Raw genomic sequence first — 20517 nt, forward strand, 5'->3', positions numbered from 1 at the left:
GCGGGTTGTGGCGGTCCTCCGGGCCGCCACGCGTCGGGCCAGGTGAGCGGCGGTGCCCACAGCTGTGCACGCCCCCTCGGGCGTAGGCTCGTACCCGGGTACGAAGCGCACGGAGAACATGAGGAGAGGCGCACAGATGGAGCTCGGTCTCGTCGGTCTCGGCAAGATGGGCGGCAACATGCGTGAGCGCATCCGCCGCGCCGGCCACACCGTCGTCGGTTACGACCGCAACGCGGACATCGCTGACGTCCACAGCCTCGAGGAGCTGGTGGCGAAGCTGAAGGGCCCGCGGGTCGTGTGGGTGATGGTCCCGGCCGGTGGGGCGACCCAGTCCACCATCGACGAGCTGGCCGAGCTGCTCTCCCCCGGCGACGTCGTGGTCGACGGCGGCAACTCGCGCTGGACGGACGACGAGAAGCACGCCGGGGAGCTGGCGGCGAAGGGCATCGGTTTCGTCGACTGCGGCGTCTCCGGCGGCGTCTGGGGGCTGGAGAACGGCTACGCGCTGATGTACGGCGGCGACGCCGAACACGTCGCGAAGGTGCAGCCGGTCTTCGACGCCCTGAAGCCGGAGGGGGACTTCGGCTCGGTCCACGCGGGCAAGGTGGGCGCCGGCCACTTCGCGAAGATGGTCCACAACGGCATCGAGTACGCCATGATGCAGGCCTTCGCCGAGGGCTGGGAGCTGCTGGAGGCGGTGGACTCGGTCACCGACGTGCGCGAGGTCTTCCGTTCCTGGCAGGAGGGCACGGTCATCCGCTCCTGGCTGCTGGACCTGGCGGTCAAGGCCCTGGACGACGACGAGCACCTGGCCGCCCTGCGCGGTTACGCCGCCGACTCCGGCGAGGGCCGCTGGACGGTGGAGGCCGCGATCGACAACGCGGTGCCGCTGCCGGCGATCACCGCCTCGCTCTTCGCACGGTTCTCCTCCCGGCAGGACGACTCCCCGCAGATGAAGATGATCGCCGCGCTGCGCAACCAGTTCGGCGGTCACGCGGTGGAGAGCAGCAAGAAGTAGTCCACAGCTGTGCACGTCACGCATCTGTCGCTGGCCGACTTCCGCAGCTACCCCCGGGCCGAGGTCTCCCTCGACCCGGGGGTGACGGCGTTCGTCGGCCCGAACGGCCAGGGCAAGACCAACCTGGTGGAGGCGGTCGGCTATCTGGCGACGCTGGGCAGCCACCGGGTGTCGTCGGACGCGCCGCTGGTGCGGGTCGGCGCGGAGCGGGCCGTCGTTCGGGCGCAGGTGCGTCAGGGGGAGCGGCAGCAGCTGGTGGAGCTGGAGCTGAATCCGGGGAGGGCGAACCGCGCGCGGATCAACCGGTCCTCGCAGGTGCGGCCGCGGGACGTGCTGGGCATTCTGCGCACGGTGCTGTTCGCGCCGGAGGATCTGGCGCTGGTGAAGGGCGATCCGGGGGAGCGGCGCCGCTTCCTGGACGAGCTGGTCACGGCGCGGTCGCCGCGCATGGCGGGCGTGCGGTCGGACTACGAGCGGGTGCTGAAGCAGCGCAACAGCCTGTTGAAGTCGGCGGCGATGGCGCGGCGGCACGGCGGGCGGGGCGCGGACCTGTCGACGCTCGACGTGTGGGATCAGCATCTGGCGCGGGCGGGGGCCGAGCTGCTGGGGCGGCGGCTGGAGGTGGTGGCCGCGCTGCAGCCGCTGGCGGACAAGGCGTACGAGCAGCTGGCGCCCGGTGGCGGGCCGGTGTCGCTGGAGTACCGCGGCCCGTCGGTGGAGGGCGGGTTCTCGGAGGGCGGGCATCCGCAGGGTGCCGGTGCGCGGGAGGAGCTGGAGGCGGGGCTGCTAACCGCGCTGGGCGAGGCGCGGAAGCGGGAGATCGAGCGCGGGGTGACTCTCGTCGGCCCGCACCGGGACGACCTGCTGCTGAAGCTGGGGCGGATGCCGGCGAAGGGCTACGCGAGTCACGGTGAGTCGTGGAGTTATGCGCTGGCGCTGCGCCTGGCGTCGTACGAGTTGCTGCGCGGGGAGGGGAACGAGCCGGTGCTGGTGCTGGATGACGTGTTTGCTGAGCTGGACGTGAAGCGCCGGGCGCGGCTGGCGGAGCTGGTGGCGCCGGGTGAGCAGGTGCTGGTGACGGCGGCCGTGGAGGAGGATGTGCCCGCGGTGCTGTCGGGGGCGCGTTTCGCGGTGGCCGAGGGGGAGGTGGTCCGGCGGTGAGTCCGCAGGGCGCGGACGGCGCGCAGGAGCGGGAGCCCGGGCGGGAGCCGGCCGAGGGGCAGGCGGCGCCGAAGCCGGCGGCCGCCGAGCCGACGGGTGTGGATCTGGCGCGGGTGGCGCTGCGGGCGGCGAAGGAGCAGGCGAAGGCCCGTGGCGCGGCGGCGCAGCAGCGGAAGCAGGGCCGTCGGGGCGGTGTGCGGTCGGGCGCGGGGCGGGACGGCCGGGACCCGATGTCGCTGGGGCGTGCGGTGAGTTCCCTGATCACCGAGCGGGGCTGGGAGGCGCCGGCGGCGGTGGGTGGGGTGATGGGCCGCTGGCCGCAGCTGGTGGGACCGCAGGTGGCGCAGCACTGCGAGCCGGTGCGGTACGACGAGGAGGAGCGCGCGCTGCTGGTGGCGTGCGATTCGACGGCGTGGGCGACGCAGTTGCGGTTGCTGGCGCCGAGTCTGGTGGCGCGGCTGAACGAGGATCTCGGGCACGGCACCGTGCGCGTGATCAAGGTGCGGGGCCCTCAGGCGCCGGCGCCGCGGTACGGGCCGCTGCGCGCTCCGGGGAGTCGTGGGCCGCGCGACACCTACGGATAGGTGTGCGGGAGCGCCCTCACGCGCGGGCGTGCGCACGCGCGTGAGGGGTGGGTCTGTGCGCGGGTGTGGAGGCGGGTGTGCGGGGCTGCGACGGCCGGTGACGGCCCGAAGCGCTGAGTGCCGCTGTGAGCCTCTCGGCCCCCCGGTCCGCATATGGGGAGTCGCCGGATGGCGATTGAGGGCGGCACGTGGGAACTCAGGCACCGGCAAACCACCATTCATGTCCGAGCCACCGGTACACTGGAGGGCAAGCCGCCCCGTTGCGGAAATCGTCGAACATCGCAGCCGCTCCGCCATGCCCCGGAGACGGCCTGTGCTGTGCCAGAAAGGGCGCTTCGTGGCCGATCCCGGCAAGGAGAACCAGAGCAACACGTCCGAGACCGGCGCCGTGGAGGAGATCCCGGCGGCCGGGCCCAGTGAGGGGCCCGGTTCGCCGTCGTACGACGCGAGTGCGATCACCGTCCTCGAGGGCCTGGACGCGGTCCGTAAGCGTCCGGGCATGTACATCGGGTCGACCGGTGAACGTGGTCTGCATCACCTCGTGCAGGAGGTCGTCGACAACTCGGTCGACGAGGCGCTGGCGGGTCATGCGGACACCATCGACGTGACGCTGCTCGCCGACGGCGGTGTGCGGGTCGTCGACAACGGGCGCGGCATCCCGGTCGGCATCGTGCCGTCGGAGGGGAAGCCGGCCGTGGAGGTCGTGCTCACGGTGCTGCACGCGGGCGGCAAGTTCGGGGGCGGCGGGTACGCGGTCTCGGGCGGTCTGCACGGTGTGGGCGTGTCCGTGGTGAACGCGCTGTCCACGAAGGTCGCGGTCGAGGTCCGGACGGACGGCTACCGCTGGACGCAGGACTACAAGCTGGGTCTGCCCACCGCGCCGCTGCAGCAGAACGAGGCGACGGAGGAGACCGGTACCTCGGTCACCTTCTGGGCCGACGGGGACATCTTCGAGACGACGGACTACTCGTTCGAGACGCTGGCCCGGCGTTTCCAGGAGATGGCCTTCCTCAACAAGGGTGTGACGATCTCGCTGCGCGACGAGCGCAAGGAGCACGTCGACGAGGAGGGCAACCAGAACGCCGTCCGGTACCACTACGAGGGCGGTATCGCGGACTTCGTGAAGCACCTGAACTCGCGCAAGGGCGAGCCGGTGCATCCGACGATCATCGAGTTCGAGGCTGAGGACGCGGAGCGTCAGCTGTCCCTCGACATCGCGATGCAGTGGAACAGCCAGTACAGCGAGGGCGTGTACTCCTTCGCGAACGTCATCCACACGCACGAGGGCGGTACGCACGAGGAGGGTTTCCGTGCGGCGATGACCGGCCTGATCAACCGGTACGCGCGGGACCGGAAGCTGCTGCGGGAGAAGGACGACAACCTCACGGGTGAGGACATCCGCGAGGGTCTGACGGCGATCATCTCGATCAAGCTGAGCGAGCCGCAGTTCGAGGGCCAGACGAAGACGAAGCTGGGCAACACGGAGGCGAAGACCTTCGTGCAGCGCATCGTGCACGAGCAGCTCACCGACTGGCTGGACCGGAACCCGAACGAGGCCGCGGACATCATCCGCAAGGGCATCCAGGCGGCGACGGCGCGGGTGGCGGCGCGCAAGGCGCGCGACCTGACCCGCCGCAAGGGTCTGCTGGAGACGGCGTCGCTGCCGGGCAAGCTGTCGGACTGCCAGTCCAACGACCCGGCGAAGTGCGAGATCTTCATCGTGGAGGGCGACTCCGCGGGCGGCAGCGCGAAGTCGGGCCGCGACCCGCAGTACCAGGCGATCCTTCCGATCCGCGGCAAGATCCTCAACGTGGAGAAGGCGCGCATCGACAAGGTGCTGCAGAACGCCGAGGTGCAGGCGCTGATCTCGGCGTTCGGTACCGGCATCCACGAGGACTTCGACATCAGCAGGCTCCGCTATCACAAGATCATCCTGATGGCGGACGCCGACGTCGACGGCCAGCACATCAACACGCTGCTGCTGACGCTGCTGTTCCGCTTCATGCGGCCGCTGGTCGAGGAGAACCACGTCTTCCTGTCGCAGCCGCCGCTCTACAAGATCAAGTGGGGCCGGGACGAGCACCAGTACGCGTACTCCGACCGGGAGCGCGACAAGCTGATCCAGCTCGGCCGCGAGCAGGGCAAGCGGATCAAGGACGACTCGATCCAGCGCTTCAAGGGTCTGGGCGAGATGAACGCCGAGGAGCTGCGGGTGACCACCATGGACCAGGACCACCGCGTCCTGCGCCAGGTCACGCTGGACGACGCGGCCGCGGCCGACGACCTGTTCTCGATCCTGATGGGTGAGGACGTGGAGGCGCGGAGGTCGTTCATCCAGCGCAACGCCAAGGACGTCCGCTTCCTCGACATCTGAGTCGGCCGGATCCGGCTGGATCCGGCTGTCCCCCTCCTCATCCGCGCCGTAGCTAGTTAAGGACTGACTTCGAAGCATGGCCGACGAGAATCTTCCTCCCGAGCCGCACAACCTGCCCGTGGAGAGCGCGATCGTCGACGAGACCGCCGGAGCCCGTGTGGAGCCGGTGAGCCTCGAGACGGAGATGCAGCGCTCCTACCTCGACTACGCGATGAGCGTGATCGTGTCGCGTGCGCTGCCCGACGTGCGCGACGGCCTGAAGCCGGTGCACCGGCGGGTGCTGTACGCGATGTACGACGGCGGCTACCGGCCGGAGCGCGGCTTCTACAAGTGCGCCCGCGTGGTGGGCGACGTGATGGGCACCTACCACCCGCACGGTGACACCTCGATCTACGACGCCCTGGTCCGCCTGGCGCAGACCTGGTCGATGCGGATGCCGCTGGTCGACTCGAACGGCAACTTCGGTTCGCCGGGCAACGACCCGGCCGCGGCCATGCGGTACACCGAGTGCAAGATGGCGCCGCTGGCCATGGAGATGCTCCGGGACATCGACGAGGAGACCGTCGACTTCCAGGACAACTACGACGGCCGCAACCAGGAGCCGACGGTGCTGCCGTCGCGGTTCCCGAACCTGCTGATCAACGGCAGCGCCGGCATCGCGGTCGGCATGGCGACGAACATCCCGCCGCACAACCTGCGGGAGGTCGCCTCGGGTGCGCGGTGGTACCTGGAGAACCCGGAGGCGAGCAACGAGGAGCTGCTCGAAGCGCTGATCGAGCGGATCAAGGGCCCGGACTTCCCGAGCGGCGCGCTGGTGGTGGGCCGCAGGGGCATCGAGGAGGCGTACCGCACCGGGCGGGGCTCGATCACGATGCGCGCGGTGGTCGAGGTGGAGGAGATCCAGGGCCGGCAGTGCCTGGTGGTCACCGAGCTGCCGTACCAGGTGAACCCGGACAACCTGGCGCTGAAGATCGCCGACCTGGTGAAGGACGGCCGGGTGGGCGGCATCGCCGACGTCCGGGACGAGACGTCCTCCCGCACCGGGCAGCGCCTGGTCATCGTGCTGAAGCGGGACGCGGTCGCGAAGGTCGTGCTGAACAACCTGTACAAGCACACCGACCTGCAGACCAACTTCAGCGCCAACATGCTGGCGCTGGTCGAGGGCGTGCCGCGCACCCTGTCGCTGGACGCGTTCATCCGGCACTGGGTGACGCACCAGATCGACGTGATCGTGCGCCGTACCCGGTACCGGCTGCGGAAGGCCGAGGAGCGGGCGCACATCCTGCGCGGTCTGCTGAAGGCGCTGGACGCGATCGACGAGGTCATCGCGCTGATCCGCCGCAGCCAGACCGTGGACGAGGCGCGCGGCGGCCTGATGGACCTGCTGCGCATCGACGAGATCCAGGCGAACGCGATCCTGGAGATGCAGCTGCGCCGGCTGGCCGCGCTGGAGCGGCAGAAGATCACCACCGAGCACGACGAACTCCAGGCGAAGATCGACGAGTACAACGCGATCCTGGCCTCGCCGGCCCGGCAGCGCGAGATCATCGGTGCCGAACTCACCGCGATCGTCGACAAGTACGGCGACGACCGCCGTACCCAGCTGGTGCCCTTCGAGGGCGACATGTCCATCGAGGACCTGATCGCCGAGGAGGACATCGTCGTCACCATCACGCGTGGCGGCTACGTCAAGCGGACGAAGACCGACGACTACCGGGCGCAGAAGCGCGGCGGCAAGGGCGTGCGCGGCACGAAGCTGCGCGAGGACGACATCGTCGACCACTTCTTCGTCTCCACCACGCACCACTGGCTGCTGTTCTTCACCAACAAGGGCCGGGTGTACCGGGCGAAGGCGTACGAGCTCCCGGACGCCGGGCGGGACGCGCGCGGCCAGCACGTGGCGAACCTGCTCGCGTTCCAGCCGGACGAGCAGATCGCGGAGATCCTGGCGATCCGCGACTACGAGGCGGTGCCGTACCTGGTGCTGGCCACCAAGTCGGGCCTGGTGAAGAAGACTCCGCTGAAGGACTACGACTCGCCGCGCTCCGGCGGCGTCATCGCCGTCAACCTGCGGCAGATGGACGACGGCCGGGACGACGAACTGATCGGCGCCGAACTGGTCTCCCCGGACGACGACCTGCTGCTGGTCAGCAAGAAGGCGCAGTCGATCCGCTTCACGGCGAGCGACGACACGCTGCGGCCGATGGGACGGGCGACGTCCGGTGTGAAGGGCATGAGTTTCCGCGAGGGCGACGAACTGCTCTCGATGAACGTCGTGCGGGCCGGTACCTTCGTCTTCACCGCCACCGACGGCGGGTACGGGAAGCGCACGTCGGTGGACGACTACCGCGTCCAGGGGCGCGGCGGTCTGGGCATCAAGGCCGCGAAGATCGTGGAGGACCGCGGTGAGCTGGTCGGTGCGCTGGTGGTCGAGGAGAGCGACGAGATCCTGGCCATCACGCGCAGCGGTGGCGTGATCCGTACCCGCGTGAGCGAGGTGCGGGAGACCGGGCGTGACACCATGGGCGTCTCCCTGATCAACCTGGGCAAGCGCGACGCCGTCGTGGGCATGGCGCGCAACGCCGAGGCCGGTCGGGAGGCCGAGGAGGTCGAGGCCGTGGTCGACGCCGCCGTGGAGGCCGCGGCCGCCGCGGCCGCCGGGACCGGCGAGTCCCCGGCCGATGGCCCGGCCGGTTCCCCGGCCACGTCGAGCGACGAGGAGTAAGGCGTGAGTGGTGCCCAGTCCCAGCAGGCGTATCCTCAGCAGCCCTCGCAGGCCCCGCCGGGTCCGCAGCCGCAGGCTCAGCCGCATCACCCGCCGCGGGCGTACGACGCCCCGGCGGGGGCGGAGGACGGCGGCGCCGGGGGCGGCGGGGAGGGCGTCGGCGTCCTGCGCAAGCCCCGCACGGGCGCGCGTACGGTCCCGCGCACGCGCAAGGCGCGGCTCCGGGTGGCCAAGCTGGACCCGTGGTCGGTGATGAAGGTGAGCTTCCTGCTGGCCATCGCCCTGGGGCTGTGCACCGTGGTCGCGGTCGCCGTGCTGTGGATGGTCATGGACGCGATGGGCGTCTTCGCGGCGGTGGGCGGCACCATAAGCGAGGCCACCTCCAGCGACGGGTCCGACGGGTTCGACCTCGAGGGCTTCCTGTCGCTGCCGCGGGTGCTGACGTTCACCGGCGTCGTGGCCCTCATCGACGTCGTCCTGATGACGGCGCTGGCCACGCTGGGCGCGTTCATCTACAACCTGTCGGCGGGCTTCGTCGGCGGCGTCGAGGTGACCCTCGCCGAGGACGAGTGAACCGCCGCCGTCGCGGCGCCGGCCCGGCCCCGGAACCGATTTTGGGGCATGGCCCACAGTGCGCTAATCTTTCCGTGCAGCGCGGGGCTATAGCTCAGATGGTTAGAGCGCATCCCTGATAAGGATGAGGCCACAGGTTCAAGTCCTGTTAGCCCCACCGCGACGTCGGAAGGCCCGGCACCTCCCCGGAGGTGCCGGGCCTTCCGTGTCGTGTGCCCGGCGAAAGGCGTGGTGGCCGGGCGTAGCGGTGGGAGGTGGGCCACGGCGGGTGTTCCCGTCGGCGCGGGGGTCGGTGTGGGTATCATCGGGCGCCAGAAGGTCCCATACGTCTATGAAGGACGAGGTAGCGCGGTGAAGAAGCTTCTCCTGGTCGCACTGGCCGCCGTCGGCGGGCTCCTCGTGTACCGCCAGATCCAGGCGGACCGCGCCGAGCAGGATCTGTGGACGGAGGCGACCGACTCCGTACCTGCAGGTACGAGCGTGTGACCCCACAGCAGTAGTCCGCGAGGCCCCGGGTGCGAAACCGCGCGCGGGGCCTCGTCGTCTACGCCCGCGAGACGCGGTGCGGGCGTGGGGCCGGAAAGTGGTGAACGAGATGCGGGGGCGTGGTGCGGTGAGACGGGGAACCACCGGGCGGGTGGCGGGGCGTGCCGTCCCGCGGGCCCTCGCGACCGCGGTCGTGCTGGGGGTGACGGCGGGCCTCCTGGGCGGTGCCGCCGTCGCGGACGCGGGCGACGTGCCGGCGTACCGCACGGCCGAGGACGCACAGGCTGTGGACGGGGCGCGGAGCAGCGCCGACGGCCCGCGGCTGGCGTCCGGCCGGATCTACACCGACGACATCGGTCCGGGCGAGGAGAAGTACTACACCGTCGAGTTGGACGCGGAGTCGCAGCCCCGGATCTCGGTCGCGGCGCTGCCGGAGGCGGGTTCGGAGGTGGCCTACGGCGACGGCGTCAGCGTGCTGCTGGAGGGAGCCGACGGCACGTCCTGCGGTGAGGGCGAGGCCGACTTCGGAAGCGACGGCGCCGCCCGTCCGATCGCGGCCTGGGTCGCCCGCGTCACCGAGCCGGACGGCGCGTGCCAGTCCGCCGGCGTCTACAACCTCTCGGTGACCCGGGAGAGCGACCCGGCGTCCGGCCAGGCCGCGTGGCCGGTCGAGCTCCGTCTGATGAGCGAGCCGGGCCTGAACAGCCTGACCTCGACCGAGGCGCCGGACACCGACGACCTGCCGACCGAGCCGCCCGGTCTGCCGACCGGCACGGCGCGGCGGCTCGAGGGCGGCACGGGCTTCAACGACGCGGCCGGCATGGGCGAAGGCGTGTGGAAGGACCGGCTGCGGCCGGGCGGGACCCGTTTCTACCGGGTGCCGGTCGACTGGGGCCAGTCGCTCGCGCTGAGCGCGGAGTTCGGCACGGCGAAGACCGGCGACGAGACCGCGTACACCTCGGACGGCGTGCAGGTCGCCGTGTACAACCCGGCTCGCGGCTACGTGGCGGGCGAGGGCGCCATGTACGAGGCGGACGCCCCCGCGGCCGTGCCGGTCCGTACGCCGCCGGCGGTGTACGGGCACCGGTACGCGTACGACGACGAGGTGGCCGCGGCGTCCGTCGCCGGCTGGTACTACGTCGCCGTGCACGCGCACGCCGACCTCGGCCGTTTCGTGGACGGCACGGTGCCGGTGACGCTGCGCACCGAACTCGTCGGGAAGCCGGGCGAGGACCCGGACTATGCCGGGGATCCCGTTGCGGCGGGATTCGGGGTGAGCGACGCCGACCGGGACCAGGCGGAGGAGGGGCTGACGCCGCAGGCGGCGCGGCGCAGCGACACCCTGACGGTGGTCGGCTGGTCCGGCGTGGGCACCGGCACGCTGCTGCTGGCCGGGCTGGCCCTGTGGTGGGGCCTCGCACGCCGGTCCGCGGGCGGGACTGCGGGCAGGCCCGCGGCGGGGTTCGGCACGCCACCCCCGCAGCGCCACTGACCGGCGGGGACATCGGCCGGTCGCCCGTGGAAACGCCCGCCCACCGAGCCTGCGCGGGCGCTCAGGCGGCCGCGAGAGCCCAGACGCCCACGGCCAGGCACACCAGAGCCACCAGCAGCACCGGCACCGCGATCTTCGCGGGCGGCCCCGGCCGTCGTACGGGTGTCCCCGGCCGCTGGGCGGCTGGTCCCGCTGCGGGGGGTGCGGGCGGGGCCGTGGGGCCGGAGGCCGGGTGCGGTGCGCCGTACCCCGCGGTGAGCGTCGGGCTGTGCGCGAGCGTCGGCGGCGCAGCCGGCCGGGGCGGCGCGAGGTGGTAGCTCCCGGTGTCCGAGGCCGTGTCCGAGGCCGTGTCCGAGGCCGTGCTCGCGCCGGGATCGTTCGCCGTCTGCCGCGCGCTCCGGGGGCCGTCCGGCCCGAATCCCTCCGGCAGCGGGCCGAGATGGTCCCGCACCTCCACCGCGACCGCACCGGCGCCGCCGTCGCCCAGCACCTCCGCCGCGCCCGCCAGGGCCTTCCGGGCGCCGGTGGCCGTACGGAAACGGTCCTGCGGGTCCGGGTGCAGCAGCGTCCCCACGACCTGCCACAGCGGTTCCGGTACCCGCGCCGGTGCGGGCGGCACGCCGCCCGCCCGCTCGTAGTCGTCCAGCAGCGCGAACGCGTCCGGCTTCTCCCCCGTCAGCAGGTAGAGCGCGACGAGTCCGACGGCGTACAGGTCCGCGGTGAAGTCCGGTTCGGCGCCCTGCATCTGCTCGGGCGCGAAGTAGCCGGGCGTGCCCACGATGAAGTCGGCGTCGGTGAGGCGCGGCTCGCCCTTGCGCATGGAGATGCCGAAGTCGGACAGCCGCAGGCGCGGCCGTCCCGTCCCGGTGGGCTCCAGCAGGATGTTGGCGGGCTTGATGTCCCGGTGCACCACGTCCTCCGCGTGCACGGCGGCGAGCCCGGCCAGCAACTGGTCCAGCAGCACGCACACGTAGACGGGGGGCAGCGGCCCGTAGTCGCCGATCAGGTGGGCCAGCGACCCGCCGCCCACCAGGTCCATGGTGAACAGCACCTTGTCGTCGTCCGCCGCCCAGCTCGCCGGGGCGAGCACGTGCGGGTGGTCGATGCGCAGCGCCTGCTCGCGGACGAAGCGCAGCAGCGCGTGCGCGTCCCGCTGCTGCAGCACCTTCGCCGCCACGTACCGCTGCCGCCGGTGGTCCCAGGCGCGCCACACCGCGCCCGCCCCGCCGCGGCCGATGGGGTCGACCAGTTCGTAGCGCCCCGCGAAGACCTCCCCCATGACTAGTTCGCGTGCTCCTCGTAGTGCTTGACGGCGTCCGCGGTGCGCCCGGCCCCGTAGACCCGCAGGAACTCCGCCAGTTCCGGGTGCCTGTCGGCCAGAGCGGCGGAGGCGTCGAGGATGTCGGCCGCGTCCGACACCGACCGCATCAGCGCCTGGATCTCCCGCACGATCCGCTTCACCGGCGTCTGCGAGGCGCCGGCCGCCCCGCCCTGGACCGTGTTGTTCAGCACACTGCCCCCGGCGGTGCGCTTGATCTCCTCCATGCGCGCGGTCGCGTCCCCGGCGCTGATGTCGCCGCGGGCCACCTCGCCGGCGAGCTCCTGGAGGGCCTGCACCCGCTGCACCACCGCGGGATTGCCGATCTTCGCCCGCTGTCCGCTCATGAGCTGCGACAGCATGGGAGCGGACAGGCCCAGCACGGTCGCGAGGCGCGCCTGGTTGAGCCCGAGGTCGTCGATGAGCCGCCGGAACAGCGTCCCCAGCGGTTCCCCGTACCACTGGCTCTGCAGTTCCCGCGCTCTGGCGGCCGCTTCCTGCTGTGCTGCGTCCATGTGCCTCTCCCCGGGAACTCCCTGCGGACCTTCGCTGGCGCGAACTTGCGGTGCATCCTACGGAGGGTGATGGCCGTGGGGCGATACCCGGTCGGAATCTCCTGCCGCGACCCGGTACGCTGTTCTCCAGCGGGGCCTTAGCTCAGTTGGTAGAGCGCCGTCTTTGCATGGCGGATGTCAGGAGTTCGACTCTCCTAGGCTCCACCGCAGCCGATCAGCGCGTCTCCCCTTCCGGGAGGCGCGCTGATCGCGTTCACGGCCCTTCCGCGCTCCTCCGGCCGGGTGTTCAGAGCTTGCGGAGGCGGATGCGGCGGACGGTGTGGTCGGGGGCCTTGTGGAGGACGAGGGTGGCGCGGCCGCGGGTGGGGACGATGTTCTGGCGGAGGTTGGGCTCGTTGACGGTGGCCCAGGTGTCGCGGGCGTAGGCGAGGGCCTCGGCTTCGCTGACGCGCGTGTAGGTGCGGAAGTACGAGGCGGGGTCGCGGAACGCGGTGGCGCGCAGGGCGCGGAAGCGCTCCAGGTACCAGCGGCGGATGTCCTCGGTGCGGGCGTCGACGTAGACGGAGAAGTCGAAGTGGTCACTGAGGGCGAGCCGGGTGCGGCCGTCCTTGCCGGGAAGCGCGGGCTGCAGGACGTTGAGGCCCTCGACCACGAGGATGTCCGGCCGCCGCACGACGAGGCGTTCGCCGGGGACGATGTCGTAGGCGAGGTGCGAGTAGACGGGCGCGGAGACCTCCGGCAGCCCGGACTTGACGTCCGCGACGAAGCGGGTGAGGGCGCGGCGGTCGTAGGACTCGGGGAAGCCCTTGCGGCGCATCAGGCCGCGCCGCTCCAGCTCCGCGTTGGGGTACAGGAAGCCGTCGGTGGTGACGAGGGCGACGTGCGGGTGTTCCGGGCGGCGGGCCAGCAGGGCCTGCAGGAGCCGGGAGACGGTGGACTTGCCCACGGCGACGCTGCCGGCCACGCCGATGACGAACGGTGTGCCGGGCTGTGCCCCGCCGCCGCCCGGGCCGTCGCCGAGGAAGGTGTTGAGCGCGTTCCGCAGGCCGTGGGTGGCGCCGACGTACAGGTTCAGCAGCCGGGACAGCGGCAGGTAGACGTCCCGTACCTCGTCGAGGTCGATGACGTCGCCGAGGCCGCGCAGGGCCTCCACCTCGTCGGCGGTGAGCGGCAGCGGCGTCGTGCCCGGCGTCGCCCCCGGGGCGCGGGTGGGAGGCACACCCCTGCGCAGGGCGCTCCACTCGGCGCGGGACAGGTCGACGTACGGGGAGGGCGTGGCGGTTCTGGTCGGCACGGACCCATTGTGCGGCGGGGGCGGCGGCGGTCCTCGAACGGGTGTCCGCAGGCCCCCCAGCGCCGGCCCTGTCTGAGCGCTACGCGGCGGCGCGCCCCGGCTGGAACGCGCTCTCCAGACGCGCGTACGCCTCGTGGAGGAGTGCGGTCTCCTCGTCGTCGAGGGAGAGCACCAGAGAGCGTTCCACGCCGCCCGCGCCGACGACGCACGGCAGCGACAGCACCGCCCGCTGCGGCAGGCCGTACGCGGGCGGGGCGGGCGCGGAGACGCTGAGGATGCGCCGTTCGTCGCGCAGCACGCACTCGACGATGCTGACGGCGGCCGCGGCGGCCCCGTAGTTGGTGTAGCCCTTGCGGCGGTGGATCTCGCGGCCGCGGGCGTGCGTGAAGTCGACCAGTTCGCGCTTCATCGCCGCGAAGTCGACGTCCGGGTCCAGGGGGAAGTCCGCGAGCCGCACGCCGCCGACGTGGGCGGAGGACCAGACGCAGAAGGAGCAGTCGCCGTGCTCGCCGACCATGTACGCGTGCACGTTGCGGTGGTCGACGCCGAGGCGGCGGGCGAGGGCGTACTTGAGCCGGGCGGTGTCGTTGACGGTGCCGCTGCCGATCACGGAGCCGGGCGGGCGCCGCGTGCAGTCCCGCGCGATGCGGGTGAGCAGGTCGACGGGATTGGTGACGAGGAGGACGACGGCGTCCGGTGCGGCCTCGTCCAGCCCGGCCATGAGGGAGCGGACGACGGGGGCGTTGCGGCCGCACAGTTCCAGACGGCTCTGCCCGGCGGTCATGGTGGGCCCGGCGGCGAGGACGATCACGGCGGCGCCCTCCATGGCTGCCAGGTCGTCGGTGACGGAGACCTCCTGCTCCCGCAGGTGGGGCACGGCGTCGGCGATGTCCCAGCCCTCGCCCTCGACCTTGGCGAGGGTGCGGTCGTACAGGACGAGGCGGCGGCAGGTCTCCCGGAGGACGAGGGCGTCGGCGATGGCGGCGCCCAGGTGGCCCGCGCCGACGACGCCCACCTTCGCCCGTGGCCGTGTGTCACCCATGGCATGCCCCTTCCGGGTCCGGCGCAGGTTGCCCGACGGGTCACCCCAGGCTACGTCCGCGCCCGGGCGCGCGCCTGCGACGCCGCAGGGGAGGGCGAGGGGAGGGCGAGGAAACCCGGAGCGTGTCCCGCACGTCACAGAGGCGACGACCGCGACGGAGGAGGCGCCCATGGGACGGGAAGCGGCGAGAGGGCGACGGCGGGGCGCGGCGCTCGTGGCCGCGGGCGCCCTGGTGGCGGGATCGGTGCTGCTGGCGACGTCGGCGGACGGGGCGGCGGACGACCGCTACCGTGGCTGCGACGGCGCCGACGCGAACTACGACGCCATGTACCCGGACTTCCCCGCCGACTCCGCGCAGCAGTGGCTCTCCTACGGCGACCACGTCGCCGTCTTCCACGCGCGGCCGGGCAGCGAACGGCGGGCGCGGGGCGTCGACGCCCCGCGCAGCGCGGTGCTCGTGGTGGACGAGGTGCTGCACAGCCGCGAGGGGGCGAAGCCGCTGCCGGACTCCTTCCGCGCCGTGCTGTGGGAGGTGCCCTGCGACTCCCGGGTCGAGCCCGGGCACACCTACCTCGGCCTGCTCGTGTTCGACGCGGTCCGCGGCGAACCGGCCGCGTGGCGGCCGGTGCACGGAGGCGGCCTGCTCCCCTACGACGGGGAGTCCATCGGCACCGGGGAGATCGAGGGCAGGGTGGGTGAGACGCCCGCCGAGGAGCGGTCGCCGTTCGGCCTGGAGAAGCAGATGCACGGCGAGCACGCCGGGACGCTGCAGAGTCTGCTGGAGGTGACCGAGCCGTACGCGCTCGCCGCCCGGCACCCGGACCTGTCCCCCGGCGAACGTCACCAGCTGGTGTACCGGGCCCGCACCGGCGCGCGCTGACCACGCGCGGGGATGCGGAGCGGGCAGGTCCTAGACCGGCACGCTGGTGTCCGGGAAGGAGTGGTGCTCGTGCGCGACGACCCACCGGCCGTCCTCCCGGCGCAGGCCGATGGTCAGCCGCAGCCGGTTCCGCGGGTTCTCCGCCAGCTCCTCGGGCATCCCGCAGCGCAGCAGGGCGTGTGCCCAGGCGACGTCCTCGCCCGCGGTCACGTCGAGGTCGGTGATCTCGAACGCCGCGCCCTGCGCCTGCCAGTCGAAGAACGGCGGCCAGGTGTCGCGGTAGGCGTCGATGCCGCGGGCGCCCTCGTACGGCGGCGGCACGTCGTACATCACGATGTCGTCGCTGTGGTCGGCGAGCACGGCCGGCAGGTCGCCGCGGTGCACGGCCGCCGCCCATCGCTCGATCAGCCCGCGGATCTCCTCGCGGTCGCGTTCCGGGTCCCGGTGCATGGCCGGCTCCTTCCGTGGTGCGCCGACGGCTTCCACAGGGGTGGACCCCGGCGCGCCCCGGAACTCATCGCGTCTCTTCGCGTCTCTTCGCCCCGGGTTCGCGCCGGCTCGGCGGGAAGGGCGCACGGGTGCGGGTGCCGGTCACCCGCGCTGGTCGTCCTTCGGCTCCTCGGCGATCTCGCGCAGCCGCCGGTCGGTGCGGCCCGTATGCGCCTCGGTGCGGTGGCCGCGCGCGATGTAGTCGCGGACGACGGCCTCCACGGCGTCCTGCGGGGAGTTCACCCCGGCCAGGACCATGACCTCGACGGCCAGCTCCGCGTCGAGACTGACGGTGACTTTCGCCATGAACAACCCCCCAGGTGGTCGGAATTCGACTGTAGGCGGCCGGCGGGCACCCTGCCCAGAGGGCGTCCCGCGCACGCCGCGGGGCGGGACCGGCAGGGCGCCGGTCCCGCCCCGCGGGAGGGGGATCACCGCGTCAGCGGGCGTCCTCGTCGCGCTGCTTGGCCTCGACCTCCGGGTCGAGTACCGCACGGTCCGCCTCGTCCATCGCGGCCATCTCTTCGTCGATGACCTCGGTGGGCGGCGGCGGCTCGACCAGCCAGTCGGGGTTGGCCTGCTTGTCCCACCAGCGCCAGGCGGCGTACGCGCCGCCGGCCAGCAGGCCGAGCACGGCCAGCCGCTTGGCGAACCGGCCCGCGCCGGCCCGGCGGGAGCGGCGGCGGGCGAGCTTCTCGATGTCGCGGGCGCTCACCCCGTAGCGCACGGCGGCGAAGGCCGCCGTGCTGCGGGAGGCGGCCTCGCGGCCCGCCGGGGCGGCGGCCGCGCGGGCCTGCTCCAGGTGCGGCCGGGCGTAGTCGTTCGCCTGCTGCGCCGCCTTCCGGGTGCGCTTCGCGGCGTGGGTGGCGGCCTTGTCGACCTCCGGCGGCAGGGATTTGCGCGCCTTGGCCAGCCGCGGCACCACGTGTGCGTCGTAGTTGTCCCGGGCCGCGCTGCGTGCCTGATGCGCTGCGGACGACACCCTGGGGCCCAGGTACGCGCCCGCTTCGTGCGCGTAGTGGGAGGCGTTGTCCCGGGCACTCTCCGCGTAGGGCGCCACCGCCTCCGCGGCGTGCCGCACGCTCTCGATGGCGCTGTCGGCTGCGGCGCGGGCGCTGTCGATGCGGGTCACTTCTCCTCCTCGGTGGCGTGTTCAAGGCCCTGTCGGATCTGCTGCCGCCTGACGCCGGGGAGGCGCCTCGGTGTCCGGGGCCCTGAAGGAACGGCACTGTTTCGCCTTCCACTCGTAGCCAGGATCATGCCTGGCTACCGCCTGCGAAGCACGTACGGACGCGCCATTGGGGGTAGGTGTGCCCGCGGAGCGCGCCGGAGCGCGCCGGACCGGGCCGATCCGGACCGGGCGGGACGCGGGTGGCGCCCGGGGCGGGGACGTGTCCGTCCGGCGGGGACCGCGGGCGTGGGAGGATCGGGGCAGAGTCGATTCGTACAGATGGAAGGTAGATCGTGGCTGAGCAGCTTTACGCCACCCTGAAGACCAACCAGGGCGACATCGTGGTGCGTCTCTTCCCGGACCACGCTCCGAAGACGGTCAAGAACTTCACGGAGCTCGCCGAGGGCGCGCGCGCGTGGACGCACCCGGAGACCGGTCAGAAGACCACCGACCGTCTGTACGACGGCACCGTCTTCCACCGGGTGATCAGCGGGTTCATGATCCAGGGTGGTGACCCGCTGGGTAACGGAACCGGCGGCCCGGGTTACGAGTTCGGTGACGAGTTCCACCCGGACCTGTCCTTCGACCGGCCCTACCTGCTGGCGATGGCGAACGCCGGCCCGGGCACCAACGGTTCGCAGTTCTTCGTCACCGTCGCGCCGACGGCCTGGCTGACCGGCAAGCACACCATCTTCGGCGAGGTCGCCGACGAGGCCGGCAAGAAGGTCGTGGACGCGATCGGCAGCACCCAGACCAACCCGCGCACCGACCGCCCGGTCCAGGACGTGGTCATCGAGTCGGTGGTCATCGAGCGCCGCTGACGCGGGTCGCGCACGCACACACGCCCGGCAGCGCCGGGAACCGTTCCGCCCCGCCGTCCGTACACCAGGACAGCGGGGCGGGGCATTCTGTAGGGGAGAGGGAGCGGAGCGCCCATGGATCGGCAGCACGGGTCGGAGCACGGGTCGGAGCGCGAGCCGGAACACCGTTCGGAGCATGTGCCGGCCGTCACCTGCTACCGGCATCCGGACCGGGAGACGGGCATCCGCTGCACGCGCTGCGACCGGCTGATCTGCCCGGACTGCATGATCTCCGCCTCCGTCGGCTACCAGTGCCCCCAGTGCGTGCGCGGCGGCTCCGGCACCGGACACAAGCCGGGGGCGAACCGGCCGCGGACCCTGGCCGGCGGCGCGGTCGCCGGGGACACCTGGCTGGTCACCAAGGTCCTTCTGGGCATCAACCTGGCCGTCTTCGTCGCGGTCCTGGCCGTGGGCAGGCCGCTCACCGACGAGCTGCTGCTCTTCGGGCGGGCCACCACCGAGGCGTACGGGCCGCTGGAGGGCGTCGCGGAGGGGCAGTGGTACCGGCTGCTGACCTCGGCGTTCGCACACCAGGAGTTCTGGCACGTCGGCATGAACATGCTGGCGCTGTGGATTCTGGGCCCGCAGCTGGAGGCCGCGCTGGGCCGTGGCCGCTATCTTGCGCTGTACCTGCTGTCCGCCGTCGGCGGCAGCGTCCTCGCGTACGTGGTGTCCGATCCGCAGCAGGCGTCGCTCGGTGCCTCGGGCGCCATCTACGGCCTGTTCGGTGCGATGGCGGTGCTGGTCAGGCGGCTCCGGTACGACATGCGGCCGATCCTGATCCTGCTGGCCGTCAATCTGATCTTCACCTTCACCGTGGCGTCGATCTCCTGGCAGGCACACGTCGGCGGGCTGGTCGTCGGCGCGGTGATCGCGTACGCCATGGTCCACGCCCCGCGGGAACGGCGCGCACTGGTGCAGTGGGGGGCGTGCGGGGCGGTGCTCGCACTGGAGGTCGTGGCGCTCATGGTGCGCACGGCGGTCCTCACCGGGTGAGAACACCGGGTGAGGACGGGTGCGCGCCGCCCCCGCCGCGCCAAGTTGTCCACAGGCGAGCGGGGATCTTGTGCATGAGTGAACCCCTGCGGGTGCGGACTCGCGCAGACGTACGTTTTCCCAGTGGGTTCAAGGTTTCCGGCCGACCGTCGACCAGCGGTGACAGTCGGACCGGCGTCAACCTCAGTTGAGTTATCCACAGATCGTCTGAACTTTACCCAGGCTGTGGATCACCCTGTGGATAACTCAGGGGTGGGGCATGTGGCCGCGGAAGGCTACTTCCACTGGGTGGAGACGACGAACCCGCCGGCGATGAAGCCGAAGCCGACCACGATGTTCCAGTTGCCGATGGCCTCCAGCGGCAGGGAGGCGTCGGTCACGTAGAAGACCACGATCCAGGCCAGCCCGATGCCGAACAGCGCGAGCATCAGGGGCGCGACCCAGCGGCGGCCGCCCCCACCGAGGTCGATCTCGGTCTTCTTCGCCGGCGGCGGGGTGAAATCGTCCTTCTTGCGGATACGTGACTTCGGCACGAGGGAGCTCCTGTCGATGCGCTTCGTTACCGCGCGGGGTGAATCGCTAAGGGTCTGGTCCGTTAGCGTAGTGCGTACCAGGCGTGGAGGGAGACTAGGGTACGTGTCCAGGATCCGCATCAGGCCTGCGCGGCTGGCGTCCATCGGGATCTTCGCCCTGGCCGGGCTCATCTTCTGGATCAGCTTCGACACCGCCGAGGGCCACAACATCCGCACCGACGAAACGATGCTGCGGCTGTCCGACCTGATACGCGAACGCAGCGACCGCAACGCGCGGCTGGAGTCGTCGGCCGCCGGCCTGCGCAACGACGTCGACGCCCTCGCCGAGGGCGACAACGGCACCACCGACGCCGAACGCCGCGCCCTGCGCGACGCCAAGCGCGCGGCCGGCACCTCGGCCGTCACCGGCTCCGGCCTCACCGTGACGCTCACCGACGCCCCACCGGACGCCGTCCCCCTGATCCCCGGCGTTCCCGACCCCTCGCCCAACGACCTGGTCATCCACCAGCAGGACCTCCAGGCCGTCGTCAACGCGCTGTGGAAGGGCGGGGCGAAGGGCATCAAGGTCATGGACCAGCGCCTGATCAGTACGAGCGCGGTGCGATGCGTGGGCAACACCCTGATCCTCCAGGGCCGCGTCTACTCCCCGCCGTACACGATCACCGCTGTGGGTGACCCCGCCGGCCTGCGGCAGGCCATGGACACCTCGCCCTCCATCCAGAACTACCTCGGCTACGTCGACGCCTACGGCCTCGGCTGGGACGTGCAGCAGCACCGCAGGACGACCGTGCCCGGCTATTCCGGCACGGTGGACCTCCAGCACGCCGAGCCCGCCGAGCCCGCCGAGCCGGCCGAGTGAGGACGGCGGTTCGGGACGGTTCGCCCGGCCGTGTCGGGCCGACGGTGACGCACGGCACGTGCGGGCGCCGCGCGCGTATCCCCACTGACGCACACCCGCCGCGGCTCGCCCCTTAGTCTGGAGGCCGCGCCGCCGGTGGCGGCGGCG

At 72.1% G+C, this 20517-nt stretch carries 20 protein-coding genes and 2 tRNA genes; 14 read left to right on the plus strand and 8 right to left on the minus strand.

Features of this window, described 5'->3' with window-relative positions; all coding sequences use genetic code 11:
- The first annotated feature begins 118 nt into the window (after window positions 1-118).
- The 9 genes from gnd to RM572_RS09375 all read left to right on the plus strand — a co-directional run bounded on the left by gnd (window position 119) and on the right by RM572_RS09375 (window position 10413).
- On the plus strand, window positions 119-1018 hold the full coding sequence (gene gnd / locus RM572_RS09335) for a phosphogluconate dehydrogenase (NAD(+)-dependent, decarboxylating) (protein WP_394813562.1): 900 nt from the start codon (window positions 119-121) through the stop codon (window positions 1016-1018).
- Window positions 1019-1027: 9 nt separating this feature from the next.
- The gene (gene recF / locus RM572_RS09340; RefSeq protein ID WP_311672795.1) at window positions 1028-2179 is read left to right on the plus strand and encodes a DNA replication/repair protein RecF; all 1152 of its coding nucleotides are present in this window, start codon (window positions 1028-1030) and stop codon (window positions 2177-2179) included.
- 98 nt (window positions 2180-2277) lie between these two features.
- A complete protein-coding gene (locus RM572_RS09345; RefSeq protein WP_311672876.1) occupies window positions 2278-2763 on the plus strand; it encodes a DUF721 domain-containing protein in 486 nt (161 codons plus the stop codon).
- Window positions 2764-3076: 313 nt separating this feature from the next.
- A complete protein-coding gene (gene gyrB / locus RM572_RS09350) occupies window positions 3077-5137 on the plus strand; it encodes a DNA topoisomerase (ATP-hydrolyzing) subunit B (protein WP_311672796.1) in 2061 nt (686 codons plus the stop codon).
- Window positions 5138-5213: 76 nt separating this feature from the next.
- Complete coding sequence (gene gyrA / locus RM572_RS09355; RefSeq protein ID WP_311672798.1) at window positions 5214-7862, plus strand: DNA gyrase subunit A; 2649 nt, start codon at window positions 5214-5216, stop codon at window positions 7860-7862.
- A 3-nt stretch (window positions 7863-7865) separates the two neighbouring features.
- Window positions 7866-8435 (plus strand): DUF3566 domain-containing protein, encoded by a 570-nt coding sequence (locus tag RM572_RS09360; RefSeq protein WP_311672799.1) that lies wholly within the window; start codon window positions 7866-7868, stop codon window positions 8433-8435.
- 83 nt (window positions 8436-8518) lie between these two features.
- A tRNA-Ile gene (locus tag RM572_RS09365) sits at window positions 8519-8592 on the plus strand.
- Between the two features lie 194 nt (window positions 8593-8786).
- On the plus strand, window positions 8787-8921 hold the full coding sequence (locus RM572_RS09370) for a DLW-39 family protein (RefSeq protein WP_023529481.1): 135 nt from the start codon (window positions 8787-8789) through the stop codon (window positions 8919-8921).
- A 127-nt stretch (window positions 8922-9048) separates the two neighbouring features.
- The gene (locus RM572_RS09375; RefSeq protein ID WP_311672800.1) at window positions 9049-10413 is read left to right on the plus strand and encodes a hypothetical protein; all 1365 of its coding nucleotides are present in this window, start codon (window positions 9049-9051) and stop codon (window positions 10411-10413) included.
- Between the two features lie 61 nt (window positions 10414-10474).
- Here the strand turns inward: RM572_RS09375 and RM572_RS09380 are convergent, their stop codons facing one another.
- Entirely contained in the window at window positions 10475-11692 is a 1218-nt protein-coding gene (locus tag RM572_RS09380; protein ID WP_311672801.1) for a serine/threonine-protein kinase, read from the minus strand.
- A 2-nt stretch (window positions 11693-11694) separates the two neighbouring features.
- A complete protein-coding gene (locus RM572_RS09385) occupies window positions 11695-12246 on the minus strand; it encodes a DNA-binding protein (RefSeq protein WP_027765480.1) in 552 nt (183 codons plus the stop codon).
- Between the two features lie 131 nt (window positions 12247-12377).
- Between RM572_RS09385 and RM572_RS09390 the strand changes: the two genes are divergently transcribed.
- Window positions 12378-12450 (plus strand) — tRNA-Ala (locus tag RM572_RS09390).
- Window positions 12451-12532: 82 nt separating this feature from the next.
- Here RM572_RS09390 and coaA read toward each other — a convergent pair.
- Both coaA and RM572_RS09400 read right to left on the minus strand, forming a co-directional pair.
- A complete protein-coding gene (coaA, locus tag RM572_RS09395; protein WP_311672802.1) occupies window positions 12533-13540 on the minus strand; it encodes a type I pantothenate kinase in 1008 nt (335 codons plus the stop codon).
- Window positions 13541-13619: 79 nt separating this feature from the next.
- Entirely contained in the window at window positions 13620-14582 is a 963-nt protein-coding gene (locus tag RM572_RS09400; protein WP_311672803.1) for a malate dehydrogenase, read from the minus strand.
- Window positions 14583-14751: 169 nt separating this feature from the next.
- On the opposite strand from RM572_RS09400, the gene RM572_RS09405 reads away from it, so the two are divergent.
- Window positions 14752-15462 carry a hypothetical protein gene (locus RM572_RS09405; protein WP_311672804.1) on the plus strand — a complete coding sequence of 237 codons (711 nt, stop codon included), beginning with the start codon at window positions 14752-14754 and terminating at the stop codon, window positions 15460-15462.
- A 30-nt stretch (window positions 15463-15492) separates the two neighbouring features.
- Here RM572_RS09405 and RM572_RS09410 read toward each other — a convergent pair whose 3' ends face one another.
- The 3 genes from RM572_RS09410 to RM572_RS09420 all read right to left on the minus strand — a co-directional run bounded on the left by RM572_RS09410 (window position 15493) and on the right by RM572_RS09420 (window position 17083).
- Window positions 15493-15912, minus strand: a complete 420-nt coding sequence (locus RM572_RS09410) for a nuclear transport factor 2 family protein (protein WP_311672805.1) — start codon at window positions 15910-15912, stop codon at window positions 15493-15495.
- Between the two features lie 141 nt (window positions 15913-16053).
- On the minus strand, window positions 16054-16257 hold the full coding sequence (locus RM572_RS09415; protein ID WP_311672806.1) for a DUF2191 domain-containing protein: 204 nt from the start codon (window positions 16255-16257) through the stop codon (window positions 16054-16056).
- 133 nt (window positions 16258-16390) lie between these two features.
- Window positions 16391-17083, minus strand: a complete 693-nt coding sequence (locus RM572_RS09420) for a DUF5324 family protein (RefSeq protein WP_311672807.1) — start codon at window positions 17081-17083, stop codon at window positions 16391-16393.
- 332 nt (window positions 17084-17415) lie between these two features.
- On the opposite strand from RM572_RS09420, the gene RM572_RS09425 reads away from it, so the two are divergent.
- Together RM572_RS09425 and RM572_RS09430 are read left to right on the plus strand one after the other, a co-directional pair.
- The gene (locus tag RM572_RS09425; protein ID WP_311672808.1) at window positions 17416-17943 is read left to right on the plus strand and encodes a peptidylprolyl isomerase; all 528 of its coding nucleotides are present in this window, start codon (window positions 17416-17418) and stop codon (window positions 17941-17943) included.
- A gap of 114 nt (window positions 17944-18057) precedes the next feature.
- Window positions 18058-18978 (plus strand): rhomboid family intramembrane serine protease, encoded by a 921-nt coding sequence (locus RM572_RS09430; protein WP_311672809.1) that lies wholly within the window; start codon window positions 18058-18060, stop codon window positions 18976-18978.
- 275 nt (window positions 18979-19253) lie between these two features.
- Here RM572_RS09430 and crgA read toward each other — a convergent pair whose 3' ends face one another.
- Entirely contained in the window at window positions 19254-19511 is a 258-nt protein-coding gene (gene crgA / locus RM572_RS09435) for a cell division protein CrgA (protein WP_311672810.1), read from the minus strand.
- A gap of 103 nt (window positions 19512-19614) precedes the next feature.
- Here crgA and RM572_RS09440 point away from each other — a divergent pair, with 103 nt between their 5' ends.
- Window positions 19615-20370, plus strand: coding sequence for a DUF881 domain-containing protein (locus RM572_RS09440; protein WP_311672811.1), 756 nt, complete (start codon window positions 19615-19617; stop codon window positions 20368-20370).
- The last annotated feature ends 147 nt before the right edge of the window (window positions 20371-20517 follow it).

It is taken from the genome of Streptomyces hazeniae (genome assembly GCF_031845485.1).
Classification (GTDB): domain Bacteria; phylum Actinomycetota; class Actinomycetes; order Streptomycetales; family Streptomycetaceae; genus Streptomyces; species Streptomyces hazeniae.